Below are 26,134 nucleotides of genomic sequence, written 5' to 3' on the forward strand. Positions count from 1 at the left end.
CTCCGACATCATCACGCCCTTGAGCGGGGCGTACGGCCCGTCGTAGGTGACGTGCGCCATGCTCGGCTGGAACCAGAACGTCAAAAACGTGCCGGTCAGCAGCAAGATGACGAAGGAGTACAGCGCGATCTCACCCAGCAGGAACGACCAGTGGTCGGGGAACATCTTGCGCAGATTGCGCTTGAGGAAGCTCCCCGCCCCCAGCCGGTCGTCCAGGAAGCTCGACGGCCCCGCGATCGCCTTGGGGACTGCGGTCATGTGCCACCCCCCGAGTGTCCGGGTGCGAAGGCCCTCCACGTCAGGCGGGCCGCCCAGCCACCGGCGGCCAAGCCCGTGACGACCGACACGGCATAGAGCACCAGCCGGTAGGTGTCCGCTCCGGGGACGTATCGAGCGCTCCTCGCCAAGACGGCCAGGAGCATCGCCGTCAACAGTGCCACGCAGATCGCTGTGACCAGCCCGTACGCCAGCGCACGCAGCAGCCGCCGCCACTTCGGCCTGCCGGAAGGCACCTCGGCGGACGACCACAGCCGGCCGGCGACGGTACGCGGTGGCTCGCCGATCCGTCCCACGACGCCGTAGGAGGTCAGGCCGGAGGGCCCCTGCTTGAGGCAGACCCAGCGGTCCTCTTCCACGAACAGCAGCGTGGTGTCGCCCTCCGGCGGGGTGAACCGGATGAAACGGCCGCCTTCGGGAAAGCGTCTGATCCTGCACCGCGCGTACGGTAGGCGCTCGCGCAAGGCGTCAAGGATCTCAGCCAGCTGACGGTCTTTGAGGCTCATGACCGCTACCTCCTCTGTGGTCCTTCGTCCCGGCACGCCGCGTGGATGCATCCGCGGGCGATGTACCTGTGCGCGACCGGCGTGCCTGCGGGACCGAAATGGTGGAGGAGCCGATCAGGTGCCCACCGGTGGTCTCCATCGGGTCCGGCTGATTTCCGTGGCCCGAAACGGCAAAGGCCGCATCCGGCGCCACCCCCTCCGCCGAAGTCCTTGTCGTCAGAAGGAGGGGAGAAACGATGAACGCCGGATTCCTCATCGTCATGGCACTCGCCGTGCTGCTGGTGACCGCCATGGGAGGCACGCTGGTCGTGACGGTCCTGCGGCAGGTCAGGAACGGGGACCTGCCCGCCCGTCACCGTTGACGCAACCGCCGCGGCTCCTCCGCCGAAGAGATGTTCAGGCTGCTGAACATCTACGGAGGAAACCGCACATGCAGACGGTGACAGCGCCGGCCGTACGGCTGCGCGAGATGGTCGACCGGCGACTGGAAGCCTTGCTGGCTCAAGGCCTGGGCGAACTCGGCTTCCTCGGCGCCGACGCGGCCGTGGTGCGCGACCACCTGGCCAGGTTCGCCCTGGACGGCGGCAAGCGCCTGCGGCCGATGTTCGTCTACTGGGGCCACCGCGCGGCCGGCGGCGACGGCAGGCAGGAGGCGGTGCTGGCGGCAGGCTGCGCGGTCGAGCTGATCCACGTGGCCGCCCTGCTGCTGGACGACGTCATGGACCAGACCGGCGCCCGCCGGGGGCGGCAGAGCGCGCACGCCGGGCTCGCCGCCCTCCACCGGCGGTCGGGCTGGCGCGGCGACCCCGCGCGGTTCGGGGAGTCCGCCGCCTCGCTGCTGGCGTTGCTCGCGTTCACCTGGGCGGACGCCGCCCTGGCGGAGACCGGCCGCGACCTGGGCGAGGCGCTGGACGTCCTGACGCGGCTGCGGGTGGAGGTGATCGGCGGGCAGTACCTCGACCTGGCCTGCTCGGCGCGCGGCACGGCCGACGCCACCCAGGTCCGCGCGATCGCGGTCTACAAGACGGCCAAGTACACCGTCGAGCGTCCTTTGCACCTGGGCCATGCCATCGCGGGCGGCAGCCCGCTCACCCGCCGGCTGCTGACCGCCTACGCGCTGCCGGTCGGCGAGGCCTTCCAGCTCAGGGACGACATCCTGGGCGTCTTCGGCGACCCGGCCGTCACCGGCAAGCCCGTGGGCGAGGACCTCCGCCAGGGCAAGCAGACGCTCCTGCTGGACGAAGCCCGCAGACGGGCGCCCGCCCGCGGCGCCGCGGTGCTGGCCGACGTCCGCGACGAGCGAGACGTCGCCGCCGCGCGCGAGCTGATCGCCTCGTGCGGCGCACTGGAGGCGGTCGAGCGGCGCATCGGCGAACTCGTGGACCGGGCGGCCGCGGTGCTCGACAGCGGCGAGTGGCTGCCTCCGGACGCCAGGGCCGCCCTGGTGGAGCTGGCGGAACTGGCCACGGCGAGGAGCGCCTGATGAGCCGGACCGTGGTGGTCGGCGCGGGGCTGGGCGGGCTGTCGGCGGCGGTGCACCTGGCGGCGGCCGGCCGCGAGGTGGTCGTGGTGGAGGCGCGGGAGGAACCGGGCGGCTGCTGCGGCACCGACACGGCGGGGCCGTACACCTTCGACATCGGGCCGTCGGTCCTGACCATGCCCGGCGTCCTCGCCGCCACCTTCGGCGCGGCGGGCGAGGAGCTGGATCGATGGCTTCCGCTGCGCCGCCTCGACCCCTCCTACCGGCTGTGCTTCGACGACGGTTCGCATCTGGACGTGCGGGCCGGGGAGGAGGCCATGATCGAGGAGGTGCGCGCGGTGTGCGGGCCCGCTGAGGCCGACCGGTACCGGCGCTTCCGGCGGCTGGTGGAGAGGATGTTCCGCCTGGAGTGGCCGGCGTTCATCGACGCGGACATGACGGGGCCGGGCGCGCTGGCGCGCCCGCTCCTGTTGCTGAGGCTGGCCGCGATGGGCGGCCTGCGCCGGCTGGACCGGCTCGCCGCGGCGTACCTGACCGACGAGCGGCTGATCAAGGCGCACACCTTTCAGGCGCTCTATGTCGGCCTGTCACCGGAGCGGGCGCTCGGCATGTACGCGGTGATCGCGTACATGGACACCGTGGGCGGCGTGTACTACCCCGAACGCGGCGGCATGCACGCCGTTCCGGTCGCCATGGCCGGCCTGCTGGAGAAACTGGGCGCCACCATCCGGTACGGCACGCGGGCCGTCCGGGTGACGGCCGACGGCGAGGGCGTGAGCGGCGTCCGCCTGGACACGGGCGAACTGCTCCCGGCCCGCCACGTGGTCGTGGCCGCAGACCGGCTGGCGGCGCAGACGATGCTGCCCCCGGCCGCCCGGGACTGGCGGCTGCGCCGTCCCCGCCTGTCGCCCTCGTGCCTGGTGCTGCACGTCGGCCTGGAGCGAGAACCGCCCGGACAGGCACACCACACCCTGCACTTCGGGCGCGGCTGGCGGGAGACCTTCGCCGCCCTGGAGCGGGGCCGGCCGCAACCTGATCCCAGCCTTCTGGTCACCTGTCCGGGCGACGGCACCCTCAGCGTCCTGGAGCCCGCGCCGAACCTGTGCGGCGCCGACTGGGACCGGCTCCGGCCCCGGCTGGAGGAGAGGCTGCTGGCCCGCGTGGCCGCGCTCGGCTACGGCGACCACGGCACGGCCGCCCGCCTGGTGATCGACCCCCGGGACTGGCGGCGGCGCGGCCACACGGCGGGCACGCCGTTCGCGCTGGACCACCGCTTCACCCAGACGGCGTGGTTCCGCCCCTCCGGGCGCGCGCCGCGCGTGCCCGGACTGCACTTCGCCGGAATGTACACCGCGCCCGGTGTCGGCGTCCCCCCTGTCCTCATCTCCGGGCGGCTGGCCGCCCACCGGATCCTGGAGGACCCCCGATGAGCCTGACCGCCAGTTACGAGCGGTGCCGCCGGCTGCACGCCGCCTACGGCAGGTCCTACTACCTGGCCACGCGGCTGCTTCCCGCCTGGAAGCGGCGGCACGTGCACGCTCTGTACGGCTTCGCCCGCTACGCCGACGAGATCGTCGACTCCTTCACCATGACCGCCGACCGGGCGACCGCTCTCGACCGCCTGGCCACCGGCGTCGCCGCCGCGCTGGCGGGCGAGCCGGTGCACGATCCGGTCCTGCCGGCGTTCGCGCACACCGTGCGTTCCTTCGGCATCGACCGCGGTGACATCGACGCCTTCCTGCGGGCGATGCGCGCCGACCTGACCGTCACCCGCTACGACACCTACGACGACCTGCTCGGCTACATGGAGGGCTCGGCCGCCGTGATCGGGACCATGATGCTGCCCATCCTGGAGCCGCTGCCGGGCCTGGAGACCGCCGCCCGCGAACCGGCCCGCCGGCTGGGCCTGGCCTTCCAGCTCACCAACTTCCTCAGGGACGTGGCGGAGGACTTCGCCAGAGGCCGCGTCTACCTGCCGCTGGAGGACCTGGTGGCGTTCGGGGTCAAGGAGGACGACCTGCAGGGGCCGCCGACCGGTCCCGCCGTGCGCGAGCTGCTGGCCTACGAGGCGGATCGCGCCCGCCTGCACTATCGGGCCGCGCTGAAGGGCGTGGACATGCTAGTGCCCTCCTCCCGCCCCTGTGTCAGGGCGGCCTACGAGCTTTACGGCGGCATCCTGGAGTCGATCGAGCGGGCCGGGTTCGACGTGCTGCCGCGCCGTATCCGCGTGCCGGTCCACCGCAGGGCCGCCGTCTTCGCCCGCCACCTGCTTGCCGCGGCGCAGGCCGGCCGCGCCGAGCGCCGTGTGACCGTGGAGGTGCCATGAGCCGGGTCGTCCTGGACGCGATGGGCGGCGACCACGGCCCCGCCGAGATCGTCGCCGGCGCCGTGGCCGCCGTCCGCGAGCACGGGGTGCCGGTCACGCTGGTGGGTCCCGAGCCGCTGGTGCGCCGGGAGCTGGCGCGGCACGGCGCCGCGGACGACGTCGCCGTCGTGCATGCCCCGGACGCGGTGCCGATGGCCGAGCGGGGCCCGGCCGCCGCCCACGGCTCTACGACGAGCCTGGCCGTGGGCTGTGAGCTGACCGCCGGGGGCGGCGGGGCATTCGTGTCCGCCGGGTCCACCGGGGCGGTGGTCTCCTGCGCCGTCCGCCGGATCGGCCGGGCGCCGGGCGTGCTGCGCCCGGCGCTGGCCGTGGCGCTCCCGACCCTCCCCGGAGGCGCGAGCGTGCTGATCGACGCGGGCGCCACGGCCGATCCGACACCGGAGATGATGGCGCAGTTCGCGCTGCTCGGCGCCCGCTATGCCCAGGCGGTCCTCGCGGTGCCGGAACCGCGCGTCGGGTTGCTGTCCATCGGCTCGGAGCCGGGCAAGGGCAGCCGGCTCGCCAGACGGGCCGAGCAGCTGCTGTCCCGGCTCCCGGTGCGGTTCGCCGGCAACGTGGAGGGCCACGACGTGCTGGCGGGCGCGGTCGACGTGATCGTGACCGACGGTTTCACCGGCAACGTCGTGCTCAAGAACGTCGAGGGCTGCGTCCGCACCGTGCTGACCATGGCCGCGCAAGCCGGGGCGGCGCCGCGTGCCCTGGCCGAAGTGGCCGCGCTTTACCGGCCCGAGACGCACGGCGGGGCGGCCCTGGTGGGGTTGCGCGGCACGGTGCTGGTGGCGCACGGCTCCTCGAGGGCCACCACCGTGGCACGTGCCTGCGCCGTCGCGCACGCGCTGGCGTCCGCCGGCATCGCGGGCGCGGTCGGCCTGCACACGGCCGGCCTGCACGCGGGCGGCCTGCCTGCGGCCGAGCCGGTACGGTGACCGGGCGCTCCCGCTCAGGCGGTCAGCGGGTCGGAGCCGTCCCAGGTGCCCTCCTGGGCGTAGGGGGCGAAACGAGCGAACAGCTCTTCGCTGTACCAGTTGTGCGCCCGCACCCGGGCGATCACGTCCCGGTGCGCGGCTCCCCGGTAGGCGAAGCCGTGCACGGCGGCCTGATCGCGCCACAGCGAGAAGGTCGCCTGACGCGCCAGCGGCCACTCCCCCATGCCGACCGAGCGCAGGCAGCCCTCCTGGTCACGCAGCGACGCGTCGACCGCGGGCACCGAGCGGTAGAAGGCCACCAGGCGGCCCGGCCTGATCGCCGCGCGGGTGAGCACGGCCACCGGCCCCGCCCACTCGGCGGGACGCGCGGACACGTCGGCGAACGGATCGGTCCCGCCCCAGCGGCCGCGGGCGGCCAGCGGCAGCAGCCGTACGTGCCAGGCCTCCCGCGCCTCCGCCCGCCACCGGCCGGCGACGGGCGAGGCGCGCAGGAACCCTTCCAGGTCCTCCTCCGACCGCCAGACCGCGAGCAGCGCCCAGCGGCGCAGGTCCGCGCCCGGCGTCGTCGATCGGCCGCGGCCGGTGCCCAGCAGCCGCCAGAACCGCAGGCCGGCGGTACGGCGCAGCAGTGGCCGGTCGAAGGCCGCGTGCCGCATGGAACCCACCGTGTCGTACCTGATGAGGTGAAACGAAGCGATGCTTGTTGTGCTGGTCCCGGCCATCGCCGGCTACCTCCTCGGCTCGGTGCCGGTGGCGGTCCTCGTGGCGCGTCTGCACGGCTTCGACCCGCGTGACGTGGGCGACCGCAATCCGGGGTTCTGGAACGTCAAGGAACGGCTGGGCTGGCGCGCCGCCGTCCCGGTGTTCGCCGGCGACCTGCTGAAGGGCACGGCCGCCGGGATCGTCGCGCTGGCCGTCAGCGGCTTCCACACCACCGGCTCGGGGGTCGTGGCGGGCGCGAGCGTCGTGCCGGTGTACACGGCGGTCGCGGCCGCCATGGCCGGGCACGCCTGGCCGGTCTTCGCCGGGTTGCGCGGGGGGAGGTCCGTCCTGACGTTCGCCGGCGGGATCGCCGTGATCTGCCCGCCCGCGTTCGCCCTGGCCGTGGTGGCGCTGGCGGCGGTGGCGCTGGCGACCAGGTCTTTCGCGGTCGGCGCCAGGGTGGCGGTCTTCGGGGTGCCGGTGGTGCAGCTGTTGTTCGCGCCGGTCTCGCACGTCGCCGCCACGGGTCTGCTCATGTGCCTGATCGGCCTGCGCTTCGGCCAGGCCGCGCTGGCTTCGCCGCGGCGCTGAGCGGCCCGCGGACGGAGTAGGCGCGCCCGCGCCAGGTGCGCACCGGGCGGAGCGTCGCCCATGTCAGCCGTACGGCTGCCGCCGGGTCCAGCAGAGGCGACACCAGGACGCTCAGCCCGGGCGCGCGGTAGCTGCCGCGCAGCGCCACGGTCAGCAGCAGGCGCACGGCCAGCAGGGTCAGGTCCAGCCGGGTGGGCCTGCCCGCCAGCAGTCGCAGCACCGGCAGGGCCATGGCCAGCCAGATCACCGCCAGGTCGGCGGCCCGCCGGCCGGGCGTGGTCACGTCGGCGAGCGGGAGGGAGCGGCCCCACTCACGCCAGACCTCGCGTGCCGAGTCGTGCATGTCGACTTCCAGCAGGCCACCGGCGTCGAGGAAGCCCACACGCCGGCCGCGGCGCGCCAGCCACCGGGCGAGCGCCACGTCGTCGGTCATGTGGCCGCGGACCGCCGCGAAAGCGGCCGACCGGACCATCGGCTCGCGTCGGAAGCCCATGCACTGGCCGTTGGCCAGCACCCGGTGCGGCGCCGCGGGGCGGGTCGTGTCGGCGGGACCGAGCCGGTAGACCAGGGTGGCCAGCATGGAGGCGTGCAGGGCCTGCTCCACGAACCCGTCGCAGGAAAAGCGGGGACCGACGCTCACCAGGTCGTAATCCTCCAGCGCGGCTGCCAGCGCCCCGGCCAGCCCCGGGCGGGGGCGGGCGTCGGCGTCCAGCGTGACGACGATCTCCCCGCTCGCCGCCGCCACGCCGTGGTGGAGGGCCCACTGCTTGCCCACCCAGCCCTCCGGCAGGGGCGGAGCGGCGATCACCTTCGCGCCCATCGAGGCGGCCAGCCGCGCCGTCCCGTCACTGGAGGCGTCGTCGACCACGACGACCTCCGTGACGGCCGGGTCCGCCGCCACGGCCGCCAGGCAGGGGCCGATCCTGCGTTCCTCGTCGCGGGCGGGGATCACCACGGAGATCGTGGCGGTGACATGCCCGGCCGCGCGAAGCGGGGCCGCCCGCCGCCTGCCGCGCGCCAGCCTGGACAGGGCCGCGGCGGCGGCGAGCGCCTGGGCCACGGTGAGCGGCCTCATGCCGGTCCGCCCCGCGCCGCAGGGCCGAAGTCCTCGGCCACCATGCGGGCCACCATCCGCCCGCCCAGCGCCACCATCGGCAGGCCGCCGCCCGGGTGCGTGGACCCGCCCACCAGGTACAGCCCCCGCCGCGGGCCACGGTTGCCGGGACGCAGGAACGGCGCCAGCCTGCCCCGGTAGGCGGTGCCGTACACGGCTCCGCCCCAGGCGTCGTACCTGTCACGTATGTCCGCGGGCGTGAACATGTCGACGAACCGCAACCGCCCGGCCAGGTCGTGGCCGCGCCCGGCCAGCCGCTCCAGCACCAGGTCCCGGTAGGCCTCGGGGCCGACCGGCCAGCCGCCGGGGTCTCCCGCGGGGACGTTGACGAGCATCACCCAGTTCTCCGCCCCCTCCGGCGCCTGGGACGAGTCGTCCACGGCCGAGCAACCGATGTAGACCGTCGGGTCCCGGGGCGGGCGGCGCCGGTCGAAGATGTCGCCGAACTCCTGCTCGTAGTCTGCGGAGAACACGATCGAGTGATGGGCCAGCCCCGGCGTGCGCCCCTCCACCCCGGCCAGCAGCAACAACACCGACGACGACGGTCCCAGTCCGGCGATGCGCCGCATCCGCCGCCGATCCGGCAGCAGCCTGCCGTACAGCGTCGCGGCGTCGGCGTTGGCCACCACGACGTCGGCCCGCACCCTCTCGCCGCCGGCCAGCCGTATGCCCGTGACCTGCCGGGAGTCGGCGAGCACCGCCTCCACCTGGGTGCCCGGCCGTACCTCGGCCCCGGCCTCTTTGAGCAGGGCCGCCAGGTCGTCGGCCAGCCGGGGCAGGCCGCCGGGCACATACCAGCCGCCCTGCTCGTGCTCCAGCGCCGGCACGCATCCCAGAGCCGCGGGCGCGCGATAGGGGGACGAACCGGCGTAGGTGGCGTAGCGGCCCACGTACTGGCGCAGGCGCCGATCATGGAAGAACCGGCGGGCGAGCCCGGCCAGGGTGCGTCCCGGGGCCACCGCCGCCAGGTCCGACAAGTGTGCCCGCTCCGGCAGACGGGTGGGCGGGCCCGCGAAGAACGTGCGCTCGGCGGCGCGCAGGCAGCGTGACGCCCAGGCGTGGAAGGCCCGCCAGGACCTCCCCTCGCCGGGCGCCAGCCGTTCGACCCGCTCGGCCATCCGGTCCGGATCCCGGCAGGCCGACAGCGCCGACCCGTCCGCGAAGCGGTAGCGGCACAGCTCCTCCGGCTCGACGAAGGTCCTGTGCAGGCCCAGGTCGCGAAAGACGTGCGGCATCGTCAGCAGGGACGGTCCCAGGGAGAAGGTGAACCCGTCGCGGTGGTGCTCGGCCAGCTTCCCCCCGAGCCGGGGGAGCCGTTCGATCACCAGCACCTGGTGGCCGAGCCTGGCCAGCGACAGGGCGGCCACCATGCCGCCCACCCCGCCGCCGACGACGATCACCTCTGCCATTGGATCACCTCTGCCATCGCCGCCTCCACGCCAGCACGACGAAGATCCCCATGCCGATGCCTCCGACGGTTGCGACCAGCGGATCGGGCGGACGGAAGACCACAGCGAAGCCCAGCGTCTCCATCACGGCCATGACCGTGTACAACCACAGCAGGCCACGCCCGGCCAGTCCGGCGCCGGCGACGCGGTCGAGCACCGCCATGATGGCCAGCGAGACCAGCAGCCACCCGGCGAAGTTGCTCCAGGGAATCCCGTGGTAGGGGCCGTCCTCGCGCCACACCCACACGCCCTGCCTGACCATCTGCGGATCCAGGAACAGGTCCCACGCCGTCAGGGCGAGAGCGCCGACCGCCAGGCGCAGCCATCGGCGGCCCGGCACAGCCGCCCGGGCCACGGCGTAGGCGGCCAGGCCCATGCCCGCCCATGCCGCCGCCACCACGACGGGCACGCCGAAGAGCCGGGGATGCAGAGCGTCGGTGTACTCGTACTCGCCGAACGGCCAGCCCGTGCCGACCCCCACGAGCTCGGCCGCATACCCCAGCACCGCCGCCGCGGCGAACCCCGCGGCCGCGCGGCCGGCCCCCGCCGTCGAGGCCGCCAGACCCACCGCGCTCGCCGCGAGCAGGACCACGATGACTTCGGTGAACCGTCCGGGGTCGGCGCTCAACCCGGACGCGACCTGGCACCCGACCATGGCCGCGAGACACGCCAGCCCTGGCGCGATGCTCCACGTATGCGCTTCGCGCGTCACCACCACGTCTTGGCTTTCGCCGAGGGGGCGCCGGCGGTTGCCGATCCTGTCGACGGCGTCTCGTACGGCATGCCGAGCCCGAGCTCCATCCCAGGACACACCGGCACCCCGTCCACATGGCGGCCGCTCGCCGGTCACGCCGCCGCCAGGAGCGAGGACAGGCGGTGCAGACCGCGGGCCGTCCTGGCCTTGACGGTGCCCAGCGGCACGTCGAGATACTCGGCGATCTCCCGCTGGCTAAGCTCGCCGTAGTAAGCCAGGGTGAGGGCCTCCCGCTGGACGGCGGGCAGCGCCGACAGCGCCTGCCGCACCCGGTCGCGGTCGGCGAGGGTCTCGCCGGGGTCCCGGCCATCGCGGTCCGCGGGGTCGCCGATGACCTCCAGCGGAATCGTCGCAGGTCGCCGCGCGCGCAGATGGTCGATGGCCCGCTTGCGCGCGATGCCCAGCAGCCACGCCTCCGGGCTGCGCGTGGAGTCGTATCGGTCACGGGCGCGCCATGCCTCGGTGAAGACGACCTGCAGCACGTCGTCGACGTCCTGCCACGACACCATCCGGGCCAGGTAGGCGCGGATCAACGGGCCGTGGGCGCGATACCAGCCGGTGAGCGGGTCCATGCGGGCTACCTCTCGGCAGATAACTTATTCAAAAGTTATTCAATCCTTCGGGAGGCGCGCACGCAACAAAGAGGGGGGAGATCGCCCCATGGCCGCACCAAAACCGATTTCAGAAGGGGAACGCGGGCCGCGGTGGCACGTCGCCTGTGGTGATGGGCCCACTCACGCATCCGCCGCCGTGCCTGCCCCGGCTCATGCCGACAGGTACGTCCCGCGCGGCGTCCGGTCTCATGCCGTCAACCGCAGGTCGTGACGACGACCACGCCGATCAGCGGCGAGGAGCCGCGCCCGCGCCGCCACCGGGCGGGACGCCGAGGGCTCCGGCGATCCACTCGGCGGCCGCCCTCAGGGAGGTCACACGGGTCAGCCGTGCGGGCAGGAGCTCCGGCCACCCCGGACCGCCCACGAGAACCCTGCAAGGCGGCCGCAGGGACGGCAGCCTGGTGAGCGGCAGAGGATCGCCTGTCGCGGCCAGCTGGGAGTAGACGAAGACCACCGCGGGCCCCAGCCGCCGCATCGCGTCCGCCAGCGCCGCATACGGGGTGCGCGCGCCCAGCACCCGGCCTTCCACACGGTGCTCGGTGGCCAGCGTCGCGGCCAGCGCATGGACCGGAAGGCTGTGCTGCTCCTCCTCGGCGCAGGCCAGGAGCACGAGCCGGGCGTTCGCCGGCTCGGCGGGCCGGCGCGCCAGTCCGTGCAGGGCCGCCAGGACCTGGTCGGAGAACAGGTGCTCGATGTCGACGTCGGCACCGCTCGCCGCCTGCCGGCGGCAGATCGTCTCGAAGGCCGGGCGCACCAGGCGATCCCACGTCCAGACCACGCCGTGCCGGGCCAGAGCGGCAGCGAGGCCTTCCGCCACGGCCCGCCCGTCCAATGCCGCCGCCGCCCGGGCCATCATGGCGGCCGAAGGCACCCCGCCACCGGCAGGATGTCCGGCATCGAGTCCCATCGGGCCAGGCGAAGCCCTCTCCTCGGCGGGTACGGGCTGCACCGAGCTCGTCGTCGACAGCAACGCCCGGCGGGCCGCCTCGGCGGGCGGCATGCCCGCATGGATCAGGCGATTCATCTCCTCCAGGCGGCGCAGGTCGTCCTCGCCGTACCGGCGGTGCCCGCCGGGACTGCGGCGGCTGGGCCCGATGCCGTACCGCAGGTTCCACGTCCGCAACGTCGCGGACGGCACGCCGAGCCGCCGCGAGACGGCCCCGATGCCGTACCCCTGCTGCTCCTGATCGGTCACAGACCTTGCCTTCCTCGCATCCGCCCGCCGCTCATTCTTTCGGTCACGACGACCGTCCGGTTCGCCGGCGGACCGGACCTTCGTGGTGTGGCGGTGGCGCAGTGGGCAGGTAGCGTGACGGGCGGCACCCGCGGCATCGGACGCGGGCGGGTGGAGCGGCGGCGCCGACGGGCCCGTCCGGGCTCATCTGGGCTCGTCCCTGTCACATCCCTGTCACGCCCCGGCCGTCTCGCGGACGACGACGACCTCGCCTGGCGCCACCTCCACGCCACCGTCGGCGGGGCGCGCCGCCCCGGTGACGACCGTGCCGCGCACGGGAACGAAGACCGTCTCGTCGGTGTGATTCATCACGAACAGGTGGGCCGAGTCCGCGCCCGCCCGGCGCACGGCCTCCACGCCCCCGGGCGCCGATACGGCAGGCGTGACGCCGGCTTCGCCGCAGGCGTCCATGAGGATGCGCTCCAGCGCGTCCGCCTCGGGGCGGGTGGCCACGTACCAGGCCGTGCCCCGGCCGTGGGCGTGCCGGGTGAGGGCCGGGCCGCCCGCGGCGGGCCCGCTCGCAAAGGTCCTGACGGCCTGGGCGCCCTCCAGGACGATCCGCTCGCTCCACACCGTGCCGGTCGTGCCGTCGTCGAGGGCGACGGTCTCCTTCTCGCGCAGCGGGAGGAACTCGTCGACGAGCAGGCCGAGCAGGCCGCGGTAGGCCCCGGGATGGCCGCCCAGCCGTACGTGGTCGCGCTCGTCGGCCACGCCGCTGAAGAAGCCGACGACGGCGTGCCCGCCGTCCTCGACGTACCGGCACAGCGAGGCGGCGTCGGCGTCGGTGACGAGGTACTGACTCGGGACGAGCACCAGGCGGTAGCGCGACAGGTCCGTGCCGGGATGCACGACGTCGCAGGTGACGCCGCCCCGCCACAAAGCCGCGTACCAGTGGCGGATCAGGTCCAGGTAGCGCACGTCCACCGACGGGCGGGCCTCCAGCTCCAGAGCCCACCAGGCGTGCCAGTCGAACAGCATCGCCACCTCGGCCTCGACCGCGCCGCCCGCCACGGGCCGCAGCGTCCGCAACTCGGCGCCCAGGTCCCGCACCGCCCGCCACGTGGTGGTCGCCGTGCCCCCGTGCGGGAGCATGGCCGAATGCCACTTCTCGGCCCCCGCCCTGGACTGGCGCCACTGGAAGTACATGATGCCGTCGGCGCCCCTGGCCAGGTGCGCCAGCGAGTTGCGGCGCATCTCCCCCGGCGCCTTGGCGATGTTGCGCGGCTGCCAGTTGACCGCCGAGGTCGAGTGCTCCATCAGCAGCCACGGCCCGCCCCCGGCCATGCCCCGGGCGAGGTCGGCGTTGAGCGACAGGTCGATGTGCGCCTGCGGGTCGGCCGCGGTGAGGTAGTGGTCGACGGCGACCAGGTCGCATTCGCGGGCGAAGGCGAAGCCGTCGACCTTCTTCTCCAGCGTGCCCATCAGGTTGGTGGTGATCGGGACATCGGGGCTGAGCCGCCGCAGGACGGCCGCCTCGGCCCGGTGCAGGGCCAGCAGGGCGTCGGAGGAGAACCTCCAGTAGTCCAGCTGCTGGCCGGGGTTGCGGAAGGCCGGTGTGGCGCGCGGCGGCATCACCTCCGCCCAGTCGCCGTACCGCTGGCTCCAGAAGGCCGTGCCCCAGGCGTCGTTCAGCGCGTCGAGGTCGCCGTAGCGCTCCCGCAGCCAGTCGCGGAACGCCGCCGCGCTGGCGTCGCAGAAGCAGTGCGCGTTGTGGTTGCCCCACTCGTTGTGGACGTGCCACAGGGCCAGCGCCGGGTGACCGGCGTAGCGGGCCGCGAGCTGCTCGACGAGCCTGCCGGCCGCCTCGGCGTAGGCGGGGCTGCTGGGGCAGAACCCCTGCCGGGAGCCGTGCCACAGCCTGACCCCCTCGGCGGTCACCGGCATGGCCTCGGGGTGCCGCGCGAGGAACCACGGCGGCGGCGAGGCGGTGGCGGTGGCCAGGTCGACGGCGATCCCGTGCTCGTGCAGCAGGCCGAGCACCTCGTCCAGGAAGCCGAACTCGTAGCGGCCGGGGCGCGGCTCGATCCACGCCCACGAGAACACCCCCACGGTGACGAGGTTGACGCCCGCCTCGCGCATCAGCCGGGCGTCCTCCTTCCACACCTCCCTGGGCCACTGCTCGGGGTTGTAGTCGCCGCCGTAGGCGATCATGCCGCCCAGCCGGGCGGTCAGACGTGCCATCACGTCGCTCACGACTTCACCGCCCCGGCGGCGAGCCCGGCCCGCCAGTAGCGCTGGAGCAGCAGGAAGGTGATCACGATCGGCACCACCGACACCAGCGACCCGGCGACGGTGAGGATCTGCAGGCCGGGCTCCCGGCTGACCTGGGACTGCCAGGTGAACAGGCCGAGGGTCACCGGATAGAGCCGGTCGTCCTGCAGCATCACCAGCGGCAGCAGGAAGTTGTTCCAGATGACGACGAACTGGAACAGGAAGATCGTCACCAGGGCCGGGGACATGAGCCGCAGCGCGATGGTGAAGAAGATCCGCCACTCTCCCGCGCCGTCCAGCCGGGCCGCCTCGATCAGCTCGTCCGGGACCGAGGCCGCGGCGAAGATGCGTGACAGGTACACCCCGAAGGGGCTGACGACGCTGGGCAGGAACACCGACCAGAAGGTGTTGGTGGCCTCCAGCTTGGCGAACAGCAGGAACAGCGGCAGGGCCAGCGCGGTGGCCGGGACGAGGACGCCGCCCAGGATCACCGAGAAGACCAGTTCCCGGCCGCGGAAGGGGAACTTCGCCAGCGCGTAGCCCGCCAGGGCCGCCAGCAACGTGCCGACCGCCGCCCCGAGCCCCGCGTACAGCAGGCTGTTGACCATCCACCGCAGGTAGACGCCGTCCTGCTCGGTGAACAGGGCCCGCAGGTTGTCGGCCAGGTGCATCTCGGCGAACCAGAAGCCGAAGGTGCTCACCAGGTCGCCCTGGCTCTTGGTGGCCGACACCAGCAGCCAGAACACCGGCAGCAGCATGTAGACGGCCACCAGCGCGAGGAAGACGAACGCCAGTCCCACGGCCGCCGGGCTGTCCCGGCGGCCGCCGAGCCTGGCGTGCCGCGGAGGATGCGCCCCGGCGATGTCGGTGAGCATGCTCATGAGCGGGCCTTTCGACTGCTGAGCTTGAGGAAGCCGAACGACAGGACGAACGTGGCCAGCGCCAGCGTCACCGACATGGCCGCGGCCTCGCTGTAGTTGTTGGCCGACGCCAGCGAGTAGGCCGCCAGGTTGGGGGTGTAGGTGCTGGTGACGCTGGTGGAGATGGCGCGGAAGACCTGCGGCTCGGTGAACAGCTGCAGGGTGCCGATGATGGAGAACACGCCGGTCAGGATCAGCGCCGGGCGCACGATGGGGACCTTGATGCGCCAGGCGATCGTCGTGCCGCCCGCGCCGTCGGTGCGCGCCGCCTCGTAGATGTCGGCCGGGATGGCCTGCAGCGCCGCATAGATGATCAGCATGTTGTAGCCGGTGTAGGTCCAGGTGACCACGTTGGCCATGGACCACAGGATGGTGTCGGCGCCGAGGAAGTCGGGCCGGATCCCGATCCGGCCGAGCAGGTCCACCACCGGCGACAGCCTCGGGTCGTACAGGAAGCCCCACATCAGGGCCGCGATGACGCCGGGGATGCCGTAGGGCACGAAGTAGGCGATGCGGAAGAACCGCTTCAGCCGTACCACGGCCGAATCCAGCAGCAGCGCCAGCAGCAGGGCGAGCAGCAGCATGAGGGGGATCTGCACCACGCCGAACAGCAGGACCCGGCCGAGGCTGCGCAGGAACTCCGGGTCGGTCAGCACCTCGCGGTACTGCGACAGCCCCGCGAAGACGGTGGTGCGCCGGCCGAACGTGCCGCCGACCCGCCTGGTGGCGAACAGGCTCTGGTAGGCGGCGTAGCCGACGGGCGCCAGCGTGAACAGCGTGAACGGGATGAGGAAGGGAGCCAGGAAGAGCCAGGGATCCCAGCGGCGCCTGCGGTGCCGAACGCTCATGGGGGACTCCTTCGGTCAGGGGCGCGGGCGGCCACGGCGCGGCGCGCCGCCCGCTGCCGGCTACTCGGCGACCTGCAGGGACTGCTTGCGCAGCGACTCGGCCGTCTTGCCGTCGACGTCCTGCAGCGCCTGGGCGAGGGTGCCCTTGCCGCCCAGCACGCCGGCGAAGGCGTCGCTCATGAACCGGTAGGTGTCCACCATGGTCGGGCCCCACGTCCACGCGGTGTCGACGCCCTTGCTCGCCTCGGCGAAGACGTCGAAGATCTGCTGCCCGCCGTAGAAGTCGACCGGCGCCTTCAGCGCCGGCAGGTCCAGCCCCGCGGTGGCGGCCGGGTACAGCCCGCCCTCCCGGTTGAGGATCTCCAGGGACTTGGGGTCGGAGTTGAGCCACATCGCGAACTTGGCGGCCTCGTAGGGGTGCTTGCTGCCCGCCAGGACGGCGGTGGTCGAGCCGCCCCAGTTGCCGGCCTTGCCCTCCCCCGCCGACCACTGCGGCATGGGCGCGACGGCCCACTTGCCCGCGGTGGACTTGGCGTTGTCGCGGATGGTGCTGTAGCCCCAGGCGGCGCTGATCCAGGTGACGACGTCGCCGGAGTTCCACGCCTTGTACAGCGCCGGGGAGAAGCCCTGCAGGTCGGTCGCGACCAGCTTCTCGTCGATCATCTTCTGCCAGTAGTCGGCGACCTTGCGGCTGTCGGGGTTGTCCACGGTGACGCTCCACTGGTCGCCCTGCTGGGCGAACAGCTTGGCGCCGCTCTGCCACAGCAGCCCGGTGAACCAGTTGGGGTCGGTCTGGGAGAAGTGCGTGATGAAGGCGTCGGGGTCGGCGCTCTTCAGCTTCCTGGCGGCCTGGTAGTACTCCTCCCAGGTCTTCGGTACGGCGATGCCGTGCTTGTCGAACAGGTCCTTGCGGTAGTAGAGCGCCATGGGGCCGGTGTCCTGCGGGATCGCCCAGACGCCGTCCTTGCCGCCGGAGCCGAAGGTCACCTGCGACCAGGTCCACGGGGCGAACAGGCCGGCGGCCTGCTTGACGGGCTCGCAGGCGGCGATGTCGGTCAGTCCCTCCTGGAGGCGGAAGCTGGCCAGGGAGTCGAACTCGACCTGGCCCAGGTCGGGCGCGTTGCCCGCCTTCAGGGCGTTGTACATGTTCTGGTAGGTGCCGGCGTTGCCGGCCGGCGTGGTCTTGACGGTGACCTGGATGTCGGGGTTCTGGCGGTTCCACTCCTCCACCGCCTTCTCCACGCCGGGCACCCACGACCAGAACGTCAGGTTCACCTTGCCGGAGCTCTTGGGGCACGCCGCGGCCGGGGGCTGCTGCTCGGCGGGGGCCGCGCCTTCACCGCCGCCTCCGCCGCACGCCGTGACGGCAGCGGCGAGGGCCAGGCAGGCCAGGGCTCCCAGGAGGCGCCGGGGCGCCGGGCTGATCGTGCGCAAGGACATCGCGCTCTCCTTGAAATCTCCACGTGCCGCTCCTCGTTGAGCGGCACGCGTCGCAGACGCTTCGTCTGCTTTGCTGGGAAAGTTGGTTGTGAAAAATCCGTCGCCGACGTCGGCTCCGGCACGGCCGCCGCGCGGAAGGCGACGACGAGACACCGCGAGGAATCGAAGAACGCCTCGCGGCCGTCCAGGAATCAGTGATCAAGCAGCGGGCAATGCCGCTTCGATGCGCCGTACGCGCGTAACTGTCGAGAAACCCAGCGGGCGACGCCCCCGTTCACCTCAGCCCCTTACCACCTCCCGGGAAGATGAACTCCTGCACGGCGACGGCTGCCGCCCCGCGGGCCCATTCGTCGAACGGCAGCGGGTCCACGACGATGGGGCAGTAGGCGGCGGCGCCGAACGCCTGCCGGGCGAAAGCCGTACGGATCGGCTTTTCGAACAGGTCGTAGGCGGCCACCCCCTCCCCCGACACGACGATCTTCTCGGGGCCGATGAGGTTCGCCATCGCCGCCAGCCCGCGCCCGATGGCCTCACCGGCACGCCTGAAGACCTCCTGCACGGCGGCGTCCCCGTCGCGGGCCCGCCACACGGCCTGGTCGATGGACAGGTCTGCCTGGCCGGTGACCGCGCGCGCCGCCTCGACGATGGCCTGGGTGGCGGCGATCGCCTCCACGCAGCCCGTGCCGCCGCAGTGGCAGTCCGGGCCGTCGCCGGACACCGGCACGTGGCCGATCTCGCCGGCCACGCCGTTGGCGCCGGCCACCAGCGAGCCGTTGACCACCAGCGCGCACCCGATGCCGGTCCCGATGGTCAGCAAGGCGAAGTTGGCCGTTCCCGCTCCGGCGCCGAAGAGGTGCTCGGCCACCGCGAGGGCCTTGACGTCGTTCTCCAGGGTGACGGTCAGGCCGGTGACCTCGGCCACGAGCGCGCCCAGCGGGACCTCCCGCCATCGCAGGAACGGCGAATATCTGACGAACCCCCGTTCCTTGTCGACGTCACCCGAGACGGCCACGCCGAGGCAGTGGACCCGGCCGGCGTAGTCGGGCGACGCTTCGCAGAGCTCGGTCACCACCTCGCCCAGGGCGGCGACCACGTCCATCACCTCGTTGGACGACAGGGGACGGTGGACGCGGGTGCGCACCTGGCAGCGCAGGTCGGCCAGCACGCCGATCAGCTCGTCGGTCGTGATCTTCACGCCGGCGAAGAACTCCCGGTCCGCGCGGATGGCCAGCGGGCTGGCCGGCCGCCCGGCGCCGCGCCCCACCGGCGCCTCGACGGGCACCTCCTCCAGGTATCCCGCCTCCACCAGCGGCCGGGCCGCCTTGGTGACCGCGCCGGACGACAGCCCGGTCAGCCGGGCGATCTCCGTGCGCGGCACGGGGCCCCGGGCCAGCACCGTGGTGAAGACCTGGGCGGTGGCGCGCGAGGTGATCGGCACTCGCCGCGAAGCGCGTCGGGGCATGGACACAACCTAGAGGCTCGTATTAGCTTCCACAAGACTTTAATTGTGAGATAATCTGCTTCGGCCTCCAGGGGGACACGTGACGTCCGTGAGCTTCGACTCCCACAGCGGCGTGTGGCTGCTCCGCACCAGGACCACCGCCTATGCCATGCGCCTGGACGGCGACGGGCTCCTGCGGCACCTCCACTGGGGAGGACCGCTGTCCCTGGAGGACGCGCGGCGCCTGCCCCCTCCCGCTCCGCCGGCCAGCAGCTTCGACGGCGTCACGGGCGAGGAGTACCCGTGCGAGGGGGGCGCCCGCTTCGGCGTGCCCTCCCTCCAGGTACGGTTCCCCGACCGCAGCCGCGACGTGGAGTGGGACTACGCCGGCCACGACATCGACGGCGGCGAGCTCACGATCCGCCTGCGCGACCGGCACCATCCCCTGGAAGCCGACCTGTGCTACCGCGTCCGCCACGACTGCGACGTGATCGAGAGGTGGACGGTCCTGCGCAACACCGCCGCCGGCGGGCCCGCCTTCGAGCTGCTGCGGGCCGACTCGGCCTGCTGGACGCTGCCGGCCCTGCCGTCCTGCCGCCTCAGCCACACCACCGGCGGGTGGACGGCCGAGGGACGCCTCCACCGCGTCCCCCTCCCCCACGCCGAGACCACGCTCACCAGCAGGCGCGGCGTCTCCAGCCACCACGTCAACCCCTGGCTGATGATCGACGCCGGTGACGCCGACGAGCGGCGGGGGGAGGTCTGGAGCGGCGTCCTGGCGTGGAGCGGCAGCTGGCGCATCACCGTGCAGCGGACGGCGGGAAGCGTTCCGTCCTTCACCGGCGGCGCCGGCCACGAAGGGCCGGCCGTCCTGCTCGGACCGGGCGAATCCTGGCAGACCCCGGTCTTCGCCGGCCTCTACAGCGCCGAAGGCTTCGGCGGCGCCAGCCGTGCCTGGCACCGCTACATCGCCGCGCACGTCCTGCCGCACCCCGACGAGCTGCGCCCGGTGGTCTACAACTCCTGGGAGGCCACGGGCTTCGACGTCGACGAAGAGGGCCAGCGACGCCTGGCCCGGCTCGCCGCCGCCGTCGGCGCCGAGCTGTTCGTCGTGGACGACGGCTGGTACGGCGAGCGCCGCAGCGACGAGGCCGGCCTCGGCGACTGGACGCCGAACCGCGAGCGCTTCCCCCGGGGACTGGCGCCCCTGGCGGCGGAGGTCAGGCGGCTCGGCATGAAGTTCGGGCTGTGGGTGGAGCCGGAGATGGTCAACCCCGACAGCGACCTCTACCGGCGGCACCCGGACTGGGTGCTCCACCTGCCCCACCGCGCCCGCACCACGCTGAGGAACCAGCTCGTCCTCAACTTCGCCCGCCCGGACGTGGCCGAATGGGCCTACTCGTGGCTCGACGACCTGGTGACCGCCCACGGGATCGACTACCTGAAGTGGGACATGAACCGGGCCCTCGCCCAGGCCGGCTGGCCCGGCCACGCCGATCCCGACCGCGTGTGGTCCGAGCACGTGCGCAACGTCTACCGCGTCATGGACCGCCTGCGCGCCCAGCACCCCGCCCTGCGCATCGAGGCGTGCGCGGGCGGCGGCGGCCGCCTCGACCTCGGCATCCTCGCGCACGCCGACCTGGTCTGGCCGTCGGACAACACCGACGCCGTCGACCGCATCGCCATCCAGCACGGCTTCAGCCAGATCCATCCGGCCAGGACCATGTCGGCCTGGGTGACCGACAGCCCCAACCCCCTCACCGGACGCTCGCTCCCGCTGGACTTCCGGTTCCACGTGGCGATGACCGGCGTGCTCGGCATCGGCGGCAACCTGCCGGCGTGGGACGACACCGAGCTCAAGCAGGCCGCGACGCTGGTCGCCGCCTACAAGCGGGTCCGCCCCGTCATCCAGCTGGGCGAGCAGTACCGGCTGCCGGACGCGGTGCAGTACGTCCACCAGGACCGGGTCGTCGTCATCGCCTGGCGCCTGCCCTCGGGCCGCGGCCTGCCCGTCCCGCCCCTGCGCCTGGCCGGCCTGGACCCCGAGGCCGCCTACCGCGACGAGGAGACCGGCGAGGTCCACCTGGGGGCGGCGCTCATGAACCACGGGCTGACGCTCGCCCTGGCGGGCGACCATGCCAGCACGCTGGTCCGCCTGGTGCGGGAGTAGCGGCTCAGGACCAGTCGCGAGCCTCGAAACGGGGGCGGTAGCCGCGCGCCCACTCGGCGAAGGTGGTCGCGGGACGGCCCAGCAGCCCGGGCAGCTCGCCGCGGTCCATGATGTCGACGCCGTGGGTGGAGACCGCGCGGCACAGGTTCTGCATGAAGTAACCGCACCGCAGGAAGGTGTGCCCCACGCCGGTGGCCTCGATGTGCCGCTCCACCGCGTGGTGCGGGATGATCCTGCTGCGGTCCGCGGCCGGCACGCTGACGTAGACGATGTGCCGGCAGCCCGCCCGCACGGCGGCGTCGATGAAAGGGATCATGCTGGTGCGCACGGTGCGCGGATGCGGCAGCGGGAAGAGCAGGAACAGGGTGCTCACGCCGTCGAGCACGGCGTCGAAGGTGGCCGGGTCGTCGTAGTCGAGCCGGGCGACGGGCGCGCCGGGGAACCGCTGCGGACGGTGGGCGGCGATGCGGTACTCCAGCTCGTCCTGTTCCCGCAGGAGCTCGACCACCTCGGCGCCCACGTTGCCGGTGGGACCGGTCACCACGATCATGGTCTCGCCTTCCGCGCCGATGTCATCTCATGATCGCACGGGCGCCGAAGACGGCCAGGGTGCGCCTGGTGCATTCGACCCCGAGATGCAGTTGCTCGACGGCGAGGTGCTCGTCCGGGGCGTGGATGTTGTCGGTCGGCAGGCCGTACCCCACCATCGTGACGGGCGCCCCGAGGACGTCGAGGAGCTCCGGGACGACCGGCTCGGAGCCGCCTCCGCGCAGGAACACCGGGGCGGCGCCCACCACCTCGCGATAAGCCCGCACCGCGGCGAGCGTGAGGGGTGCGTCCCGGTCCATGACGGCCGGGCGGCCGCCCGCCAGGCGGCGCACCTCGACGGCGACCGTGGGCGGCGCGACGGCCAGCAGATGGTCGCGCAACCGGGTGAAGACCTCCTCCGGCCGCTGGTCGGGCACCAGGCGGCAGCCCAGCTTGGCGACGGCGGCCGCGGGGATCACGGACTTCCTCCCGGGGCCGGTGTACCCGCTGACCATGCCGTTGACCTCGAGCGTCGGGCGGACACTGACCCGCTGCGCCAGCGGGTACCCGGCCTCGCCGGCCAGCGCCCTGGCCCCGGTCATGGCCAGGCCCACGGCGTCGTCGACGGGGTTGCCGGCGAACTCGGCCGGGTCCACGTCGCGGACGTCGTCGTAGAACCCGGGGACCAGCACCCGGCGGCTCTCGCCGTCCATCAGCGAGGCGAGCATGCGGGCCAGCACGAGAGCGGGGTTGTCCACGGCGCCGCCGTAGGTGCCCGAGTGCAGGTCGCGCGGGGTACCGCGCACTTCCACCTCCGCGTAGACGCAGCCGCGCACGCCGTACAGGATGAGCGGGGTGCGCCGGTCCAGCATCGGCTGGTCGGCGATGAGCACCGCGTCGCAGGCCAGCCGGTCCCGCTCCCGCCGCAGCAGCTCGCCCGCGTGCGGGCTGGAGATCTCCTCCTCTCCCTCGGCGAGGATCTTGACATTCACCGGAGCGTCGGCGGCCCCGGCGATCAGGGCGAGCAACTGCCCCTTGTCGTCGGAGACGCCGCGCGCTCAGATGGCGCCGTCGCGGACGACCGGTTCGTACGGCGGGCTGGTCCAGGCGTCCAACGGCTCGGCGGGCTGGACGTCGAAGTGACCGTAGATCAGCACGGTCGGGGCGTGCGGGCCGGCCCCGCGCTCGGCGTACACCGAGGGGTGGCCGGGCGTCTCCAGCAGCCGCGCACCGGTGTAGCCGCGGGCGGTCAGGTGGTCGCGCAGCCACAGCGCGGCGCGCCTGACGTCCGGGGCGCGCTCGGGCGTGGTGCTCTCGCTGGGGATGGAGCAGAACTCCAGCACGTCGGCGACCAGGTCAGTCATGGGAGATCCCCAGCGCACCGGCGAGGTGGGCGGTGAGCAGGGCGGTGAAGGCGGCCACGTGCTCGGGACGGGCGGGGTCGTCGTGGCCCAGCCGCCAGTCCAGCGGCCCGGCCAGGAAGTAGCCGTAGAGCAGCCAGGTGACGCTGGACAGCAGCAGTTCCCTGTTCTCCGCGGCGTATCCGGCGTCGGCCAGCCGGTCCAGCACCTTGCCGAAGGCCCGGTAGGGACTCAGCGTGTACTCCGGATCGAGGTCGGCGGGCCCGTCGAGCCACTGGCGGACCCACAGCCTGGGCACGTGCGGCCGGTCACGGGTCATCCGCACCAGCACCTCGGCGGCGTGGCCGAGGAAGGCCAGCGCGTCCGCGCGGGAGCGGAGCGGCCGGGAGTCCAGGTCGGCCAGCAGCGCGGCGGCCACGTCGCGTTCCTGCTCGGCCAGGCGGGCCAGGCACCTGCGGTAGAGGGACGCCTTGCCGCGGGCGTGGTAGTCGACGGTCGCGACGCTGAGGCCGGTGGCCGCCGCGATCATCCGGATGCTCGTCCCGGCGTAGCCGTGCTCGGCGAACAGCGCCGTGGCCGCTTCGACGACCCTCTCCTCGCTCATGAAGCCATCCTCACTCGTAGATCCACGGCAGGCCGGAGACGGCGGTGCTGGTCTGCCGGCGGTCGGTGGCGACGTCGACCACGGCGGGGCGGCCGCAGGCCAGCGCCCGTTCCAGGGCCGGGCGCAGCTCGGCGAGCTCCTCCACGTGCTCGCCGTGGCCGCCGAGGGCGACGGCGAGCTGGTCGTAGCGGGTGGGGTTCAGCTCCGAGCCGGTCAGCCTGCCGAAGCGGCGGCGCTGCCCGTCGCGGATCTCGCCCCATCCGGCGTCGTTGGCGACGACGACGGTGATCGGCAGGCCGTGCCGTACGGCGGTGTCGAACTCCAGCCCCGACAGGCCGAACGAGCCGTCGCCGACCAGCGCCACCACGGGCAGGCCGGGGTGGGCCAGCTTGGCCGCCATGGCGTGGGCGACGCCGACGCCGAGGTGGCCGGTGGAGCCCACCCAGCTCACGCCGCCCGGGATGTGTGCCTGGAGCAGCTGGAGGGCGAAGGCGGCGATGTAGCCGCCGTCGACGACGGTGATGGACTCCCGGGGCAGGACGTCCTGGAGCGCGGCGACGAGCTGGATGGAGTGGATGGGCCCGTGGTGGCCTGCGACGGAGGCCGACAGCTCCCGGCGGGCGTCGAGCACGGAGCGGCGGACCGCCTCCGTCCATGACGGGGCGACCCGCTTGACGCCGGTGAGCTGGGACAGCACCGCCCCGGCGTCGCCGGCCACGGCGACGTCCACGGGGCGGGTCTTGCCGATCGCCTCGGGCCGGATGTCCACCTGGGCCACGGGGGCGTCAGGGGCGAAGAGCGGGAAGCGGCCGTTGCCGATCGTCCAGTCCAGCCGGGTGCCGACCACGAGGAAGGCGTCGGCGAGGGCGGCGGGGGCGGGGAAGAACCCGACGGCGCACGGGTGGTCCTCCGGCAGGATCCCCCTGGCCAGGTTCCTGGTGAGGACCGGCATGCCGGTGGCCTCGGCGAAGGCGACGAGCTCGGCCTCCGCCCGTGACCACCACACGCCGGACCCGGCGATCAGCATGGGCACCTGGGCCTCGTACCCCACCTCCAGCCCGGGCAGCGCGTTGACCAGCCCGGGGGCGGCGTCCACGGTCACCACCCCGACCTGCCGGGTGAAGCGCGCCCAGCCGTCGGCCAGGTGGGCGGCCTGCTGCTCGTGGCGCACGTCGACGAACCTGACGCCGTGGTCGGCGCAGGCGTCGGCGATCTCGTAGTTGTGGCCGCCGACCAGGCCGAAGACGGCGGTGACGCCGTGGGCGGCCAGCTCGCGGACCACCAGCTCGCCGCCCGTCACGCCCGCCTGGGGCCTGCCGCCGCCGGCGGCGACCCGGCCGAGGAAGGCCAGGAACTCCTCGTCGGGCACCTGGCGGCGCAGGGCGACGAGCCTGGTGCGCTCGGCCGGGCCGACCGTGGTGCGAAGCGGCGGGTCGGGGTGCGCCACCAGGTTCACGATGGCCGTGGCGACCAGGTCGGGGTCGGCGGCGTGCTCCCATTCGGCCCGCATCCTGGCGGCGGTCTCGGCCACCACCTCCGCGTAGGGGCTGTCCTCGGGTACGGCGACCGCCGCCACGGCCTCGCGCGGCATGTCGGTCCTGAACTGGCCGCACGGCTCGACCAGGCAGACCCGCACGCCGAGGCCGGCCAGCTCCAGCCGCAGCGCCTCGGAGAACCCCTCGACGGCGTGCTTGCTCGCGTCGTAGACGCTCTGGAACGGAAAGCCGATGCGCCCGCTGTCGGAGGAGACGTTGACGATCGTCCCGCAGCCGCGTGCCACCATGTGCGGCAGCACGGCCCTGGTCACGGTCATCACCCCGAGGGCGTTGACCTCCATGAGCCAGCGGGCCTCGGCCAGATCGCAGTGCAGGAACGGCCCGCCCAGGCCGAGCCCGGCGTTGTTGACCAGGACGTCGATCCGGCCGAGCCGCGCCACGGCCTCGGCCACGACGGACTCCACCGCGCCGGGGTCGGTGACGTCCATGGGCAGGCACTGCTCGCCCGGCGCCACGTCGGCGGCAACGACGTGGTCGCCGGCCGTACGCGCCCGGTCGGCCAGGCGGGCGCCGAACCCGCGGGCGGCGCCGGTGATGAGCCAGACCTTGGTCACACGACCTCCTCGGCGGGACGAAGACGATGGACGCGCAGGGCGGCGAAGCCGAGCACGACGAAGCCGAGCACGCAGCACAGCAGCGGCACCCCGGCGAACAGGAACCTGATGCCCGCCAGGGCACCGGCGGGCTGGCCGGCGCCGGGGACGTAGCCGGTGAGCGGCAGCACCGTGGCGACCAGGAGCCCCTGGACGGCGAAGGCGGCCTTGCTCAGCATGCCGTTGAGCCCGAAGTAGGCTCCCGTCCTGCGCAGGCCGGTCCGTGCGGCGTCGTCGTCGGCGATCTCGGCGAGCAGGCAGAGCCGGGCCACCTGCATCCCCGCCAGGCCGGGGGCCAGCAGGGTGGTGCCGGCGAAGGCGGCCTCGAAGCCGGGCGCCAGCAGCAGCAGGACCACGCCGGGAACGAACACCGCGAAGGCCAGCCGGTAGGACTTGGCGGCGCCGAGCGTGCGCACGATGGCGTTCCACGC

24 protein-coding genes and 2 pseudogenes are annotated in these 26,134 nt (G+C 73.4%); 7 read left to right on the forward strand and 19 right to left on the reverse strand.

All coding sequences use genetic code 11. The features are described 5' to 3' along the window. Together BSB02_RS29620 and BSB02_RS29625 are read right to left on the reverse strand one after the other, a co-directional pair. Positions 1–258: pseudogene (locus BSB02_RS29620) on the reverse strand (cytochrome bc1 complex cytochrome b subunit); the annotation flags it as partial. Beyond that, complete coding sequence (locus tag BSB02_RS29625; protein ID WP_084963873.1) at positions 255–782, reverse strand: hypothetical protein; 528 nt, start codon at positions 780–782, stop codon at positions 255–257. The gene BSB02_RS29625 and the pseudogene BSB02_RS29620, both read right to left, overlap by 4 nt. A 236-nt stretch (positions 783–1,018) precedes the next feature. On the opposite strand from BSB02_RS29625, the gene BSB02_RS43175 reads away from it, so the two are divergent. The 5 genes from BSB02_RS43175 (at position 1,019) to BSB02_RS29645 (ending at position 5,574) form a co-directional block, all read left to right on the forward strand. Beyond that, positions 1,019–1,144 (forward strand): hypothetical protein, encoded by a 126-nt coding sequence (locus BSB02_RS43175; RefSeq protein ID WP_276206369.1) that lies wholly within the window; start codon positions 1,019–1,021, stop codon positions 1,142–1,144. 68 nt (positions 1,145–1,212) lie between these two features. Beyond that, positions 1,213–2,265 carry a polyprenyl synthetase family protein gene (locus tag BSB02_RS29630; protein WP_158088756.1) on the forward strand — a complete coding sequence of 351 codons (1,053 nt, stop codon included), beginning with the start codon at positions 1,213–1,215 and terminating at the stop codon, positions 2,263–2,265. Beyond that, a complete protein-coding gene (locus BSB02_RS29635) occupies positions 2,265–3,692 on the forward strand; it encodes a phytoene desaturase family protein (protein ID WP_084963875.1) in 1,428 nt (475 codons plus the stop codon). The genes BSB02_RS29630 and BSB02_RS29635 overlap by 1 nt, the downstream gene beginning before the upstream one ends. Further along, positions 3,689–4,588: a phytoene/squalene synthase family protein gene (locus tag BSB02_RS29640; protein ID WP_084963876.1), complete on the forward strand. Its 900-nt coding sequence runs from the start codon at positions 3,689–3,691 to the stop codon at positions 4,586–4,588. The genes BSB02_RS29635 and BSB02_RS29640 overlap by 4 nt, the downstream gene beginning before the upstream one ends. Continuing rightward, positions 4,585–5,574, forward strand: coding sequence for a phosphate acyltransferase (locus tag BSB02_RS29645; protein ID WP_084963877.1), 990 nt, complete (start codon positions 4,585–4,587; stop codon positions 5,572–5,574). The genes BSB02_RS29640 and BSB02_RS29645 overlap by 4 nt, the downstream gene beginning before the upstream one ends. Before the next feature lie 14 nt (positions 5,575–5,588). Here BSB02_RS29645 and BSB02_RS40010 read toward each other — a convergent pair whose 3' ends face one another. Next, a complete protein-coding gene (locus BSB02_RS40010; RefSeq protein ID WP_240506740.1) occupies positions 5,589–6,230 on the reverse strand; it encodes a spheroidene monooxygenase in 642 nt (213 codons plus the stop codon). A gap of 40 nt (positions 6,231–6,270) precedes the next feature. On the opposite strand from BSB02_RS40010, the gene BSB02_RS29655 reads away from it, so the two are divergent. After that, positions 6,271–6,867, forward strand: a complete 597-nt coding sequence (locus BSB02_RS29655; protein WP_084963879.1) for a glycerol-3-phosphate acyltransferase — start codon at positions 6,271–6,273, stop codon at positions 6,865–6,867. Here BSB02_RS29655 and BSB02_RS29660 read toward each other — a convergent pair. The 10 genes from BSB02_RS29660 to BSB02_RS29705 all read right to left on the reverse strand — a co-directional run bounded on the left by BSB02_RS29660 (position 6,809) and on the right by BSB02_RS29705 (position 18,912). Continuing rightward, entirely contained in the window at positions 6,809–7,942 is a 1,134-nt protein-coding gene (locus tag BSB02_RS29660) for a glycosyltransferase family 2 protein (RefSeq protein WP_084963880.1), read from the reverse strand. The two genes, BSB02_RS29655 and BSB02_RS29660, sit on opposite strands and share 59 nt — an antisense overlap. After that, a complete protein-coding gene (locus BSB02_RS29665; RefSeq protein WP_084963881.1) occupies positions 7,939–9,390 on the reverse strand; it encodes a phytoene desaturase family protein in 1,452 nt (483 codons plus the stop codon). The genes BSB02_RS29660 and BSB02_RS29665 overlap by 4 nt, the downstream gene beginning before the upstream one ends. A gap of 4 nt (positions 9,391–9,394) precedes the next feature. Further along, the gene (locus tag BSB02_RS29670) at positions 9,395–10,141 is read right to left on the reverse strand and encodes a carotenoid biosynthesis protein (RefSeq protein WP_240506742.1); all 747 of its coding nucleotides are present in this window, start codon (positions 10,139–10,141) and stop codon (positions 9,395–9,397) included. A gap of 134 nt (positions 10,142–10,275) precedes the next feature. Further along, a complete protein-coding gene (locus BSB02_RS29675) occupies positions 10,276–10,755 on the reverse strand; it encodes an RNA polymerase sigma factor (protein WP_084963883.1) in 480 nt (159 codons plus the stop codon). A gap of 268 nt (positions 10,756–11,023) precedes the next feature. Next, a complete protein-coding gene (locus tag BSB02_RS29680) occupies positions 11,024–11,992 on the reverse strand; it encodes a MerR family transcriptional regulator (RefSeq protein ID WP_084963884.1) in 969 nt (322 codons plus the stop codon). 213 nt (positions 11,993–12,205) lie between these two features. Continuing rightward, on the reverse strand, positions 12,206–14,224 hold the full coding sequence (locus tag BSB02_RS29685) for a beta-galactosidase (protein WP_084963885.1): 2,019 nt from the start codon (positions 14,222–14,224) through the stop codon (positions 12,206–12,208). Continuing rightward, positions 14,221–15,123 carry a carbohydrate ABC transporter permease gene (locus tag BSB02_RS29690; protein ID WP_084963886.1) on the reverse strand — a complete coding sequence of 301 codons (903 nt, stop codon included), beginning with the start codon at positions 15,121–15,123 and terminating at the stop codon, positions 14,221–14,223. Before BSB02_RS29690 ends, BSB02_RS29685 begins: the two co-directional genes overlap by 4 nt. Further along, on the reverse strand, positions 15,120–16,010 hold the full coding sequence (locus BSB02_RS29695) for a carbohydrate ABC transporter permease (protein WP_084963887.1): 891 nt from the start codon (positions 16,008–16,010) through the stop codon (positions 15,120–15,122). Before BSB02_RS29695 ends, BSB02_RS29690 begins: the two co-directional genes overlap by 4 nt. 60 nt (positions 16,011–16,070) lie before the next feature. Then, the gene (locus BSB02_RS29700) at positions 16,071–17,450 is read right to left on the reverse strand and encodes an ABC transporter substrate-binding protein (protein ID WP_084963888.1); all 1,380 of its coding nucleotides are present in this window, start codon (positions 17,448–17,450) and stop codon (positions 16,071–16,073) included. Positions 17,451–17,724: 274 nt separating this feature from the next. Continuing rightward, the gene (locus BSB02_RS29705; RefSeq protein WP_084963889.1) at positions 17,725–18,912 is read right to left on the reverse strand and encodes an ROK family transcriptional regulator; all 1,188 of its coding nucleotides are present in this window, start codon (positions 18,910–18,912) and stop codon (positions 17,725–17,727) included. Positions 18,913–18,991: 79 nt separating this feature from the next. Between BSB02_RS29705 and BSB02_RS29710 the strand changes: the two genes are divergently transcribed. Further along, complete coding sequence (locus BSB02_RS29710) at positions 18,992–21,061, forward strand: alpha-galactosidase (protein ID WP_206184954.1); 2,070 nt, start codon at positions 18,992–18,994, stop codon at positions 21,059–21,061. 4 nt (positions 21,062–21,065) lie between these two features. On the opposite strand, the gene BSB02_RS29715 is transcribed toward BSB02_RS29710, so the two are convergent. The 6 genes and pseudogenes from BSB02_RS29715 to BSB02_RS42565 all read right to left on the reverse strand — a co-directional run bounded on the left by BSB02_RS29715 (position 21,066) and on the right by BSB02_RS42565 (position 26,119). Next, positions 21,066–21,611: an NmrA family NAD(P)-binding protein gene (locus tag BSB02_RS29715; RefSeq protein ID WP_084963890.1), complete on the reverse strand. Its 546-nt coding sequence runs from the start codon at positions 21,609–21,611 to the stop codon at positions 21,066–21,068. Positions 21,612–21,633: 22 nt separating this feature from the next. Then, positions 21,634–22,635 (reverse strand): annotated as a pseudogene (locus BSB02_RS29720) (M20/M25/M40 family metallo-hydrolase); the annotation flags it as partial. Between the two features lie 12 nt (positions 22,636–22,647). After that, a complete protein-coding gene (locus tag BSB02_RS41660) occupies positions 22,648–22,953 on the reverse strand; it encodes a zinc-binding metallopeptidase family protein (protein ID WP_206184956.1) in 306 nt (101 codons plus the stop codon). Then, on the reverse strand, positions 22,946–23,554 hold the full coding sequence (locus BSB02_RS29725; protein WP_084963891.1) for a TetR/AcrR family transcriptional regulator: 609 nt from the start codon (positions 23,552–23,554) through the stop codon (positions 22,946–22,948). The genes BSB02_RS41660 and BSB02_RS29725 overlap by 8 nt, the downstream gene beginning before the upstream one ends. Before the next feature lie 10 nt (positions 23,555–23,564). Beyond that, positions 23,565–25,664, reverse strand: coding sequence for an SDR family NAD(P)-dependent oxidoreductase (locus BSB02_RS29730; protein ID WP_143591313.1), 2,100 nt, complete (start codon positions 25,662–25,664; stop codon positions 23,565–23,567). After that, positions 25,661–26,119, reverse strand: a complete 459-nt coding sequence (locus BSB02_RS42565; protein ID WP_158088757.1) for an MFS transporter — start codon at positions 26,117–26,119, stop codon at positions 25,661–25,663. The genes BSB02_RS29730 and BSB02_RS42565 overlap by 4 nt, the downstream gene beginning before the upstream one ends. Between the last annotated feature and the right edge of the window lie 15 nt (positions 26,120–26,134).

This window comes from Thermoactinospora rubra (genome assembly GCF_002093975.1).
GTDB classification, from domain to species: domain Bacteria; phylum Actinomycetota; class Actinomycetes; order Streptosporangiales; family Streptosporangiaceae; genus Nonomuraea; species Nonomuraea rubra_A.

Excerpts from the sequence above, each read along its gene's own strand:
- BSB02_RS29715 (WP_084963890.1), bottom strand. The coding sequence starts at position 21,611 with ATGATCGTGGTGACCGGTCCCACCGGCAACGTGGGCGCCGAGGTGGTC.
- BSB02_RS29705 (WP_084963889.1), bottom strand. The coding sequence starts at position 18,912 with ATGCCCCGACGCGCTTCGCGGCGAGTGCCGATCACCTCGCGCGCCACC.
- BSB02_RS29695 (WP_084963887.1), bottom strand. The coding sequence starts at position 16,010 with ATGAGCGTTCGGCACCGCAGGCGCCGCTGGGATCCCTGGCTCTTCCTG.
- BSB02_RS29690 (WP_084963886.1), bottom strand. The coding sequence starts at position 15,123 with ATGAGCATGCTCACCGACATCGCCGGGGCGCATCCTCCGCGGCACGCC.
- BSB02_RS29630 (WP_158088756.1), top strand. The coding sequence starts at position 1,213 with ATGCAGACGGTGACAGCGCCGGCCGTACGGCTGCGCGAGATGGTCGAC.
- BSB02_RS29640 (WP_084963876.1), top strand. The coding sequence starts at position 3,689 with ATGAGCCTGACCGCCAGTTACGAGCGGTGCCGCCGGCTGCACGCCGCC.
- BSB02_RS29645 (WP_084963877.1), top strand. The coding sequence starts at position 4,585 with ATGAGCCGGGTCGTCCTGGACGCGATGGGCGGCGACCACGGCCCCGCC.
- BSB02_RS40010 (WP_240506740.1), bottom strand. The coding sequence starts at position 6,230 with ATGCGGCACGCGGCCTTCGACCGGCCACTGCTGCGCCGTACCGCCGGC.
- BSB02_RS41660 (WP_206184956.1), bottom strand. The coding sequence starts at position 22,953 with ATGACTGACCTGGTCGCCGACGTGCTGGAGTTCTGCTCCATCCCCAGC.
- BSB02_RS29665 (WP_084963881.1), bottom strand. The coding sequence starts at position 9,390 with ATGGCAGAGGTGATCGTCGTCGGCGGCGGGGTGGGCGGCATGGTGGCC.
- BSB02_RS29635 (WP_084963875.1), top strand. The coding sequence starts at position 2,265 with ATGAGCCGGACCGTGGTGGTCGGCGCGGGGCTGGGCGGGCTGTCGGCG.
- BSB02_RS29700 (WP_084963888.1), bottom strand. The coding sequence starts at position 17,450 with ATGTCCTTGCGCACGATCAGCCCGGCGCCCCGGCGCCTCCTGGGAGCC.
- BSB02_RS29675 (WP_084963883.1), bottom strand. The coding sequence starts at position 10,755 with ATGGACCCGCTCACCGGCTGGTATCGCGCCCACGGCCCGTTGATCCGC.
- BSB02_RS29625 (WP_084963873.1), bottom strand. The coding sequence starts at position 782 with ATGAGCCTCAAAGACCGTCAGCTGGCTGAGATCCTTGACGCCTTGCGC.
- BSB02_RS29660 (WP_084963880.1), bottom strand. The coding sequence starts at position 7,942 with ATGAGGCCGCTCACCGTGGCCCAGGCGCTCGCCGCCGCCGCGGCCCTG.
- BSB02_RS29725 (WP_084963891.1), bottom strand. The coding sequence starts at position 23,554 with ATGAGCGAGGAGAGGGTCGTCGAAGCGGCCACGGCGCTGTTCGCCGAG.
- BSB02_RS29655 (WP_084963879.1), top strand. The coding sequence starts at position 6,271 with ATGCTTGTTGTGCTGGTCCCGGCCATCGCCGGCTACCTCCTCGGCTCG.
- BSB02_RS43175 (WP_276206369.1), top strand. The coding sequence starts at position 1,019 with ATGAACGCCGGATTCCTCATCGTCATGGCACTCGCCGTGCTGCTGGTG.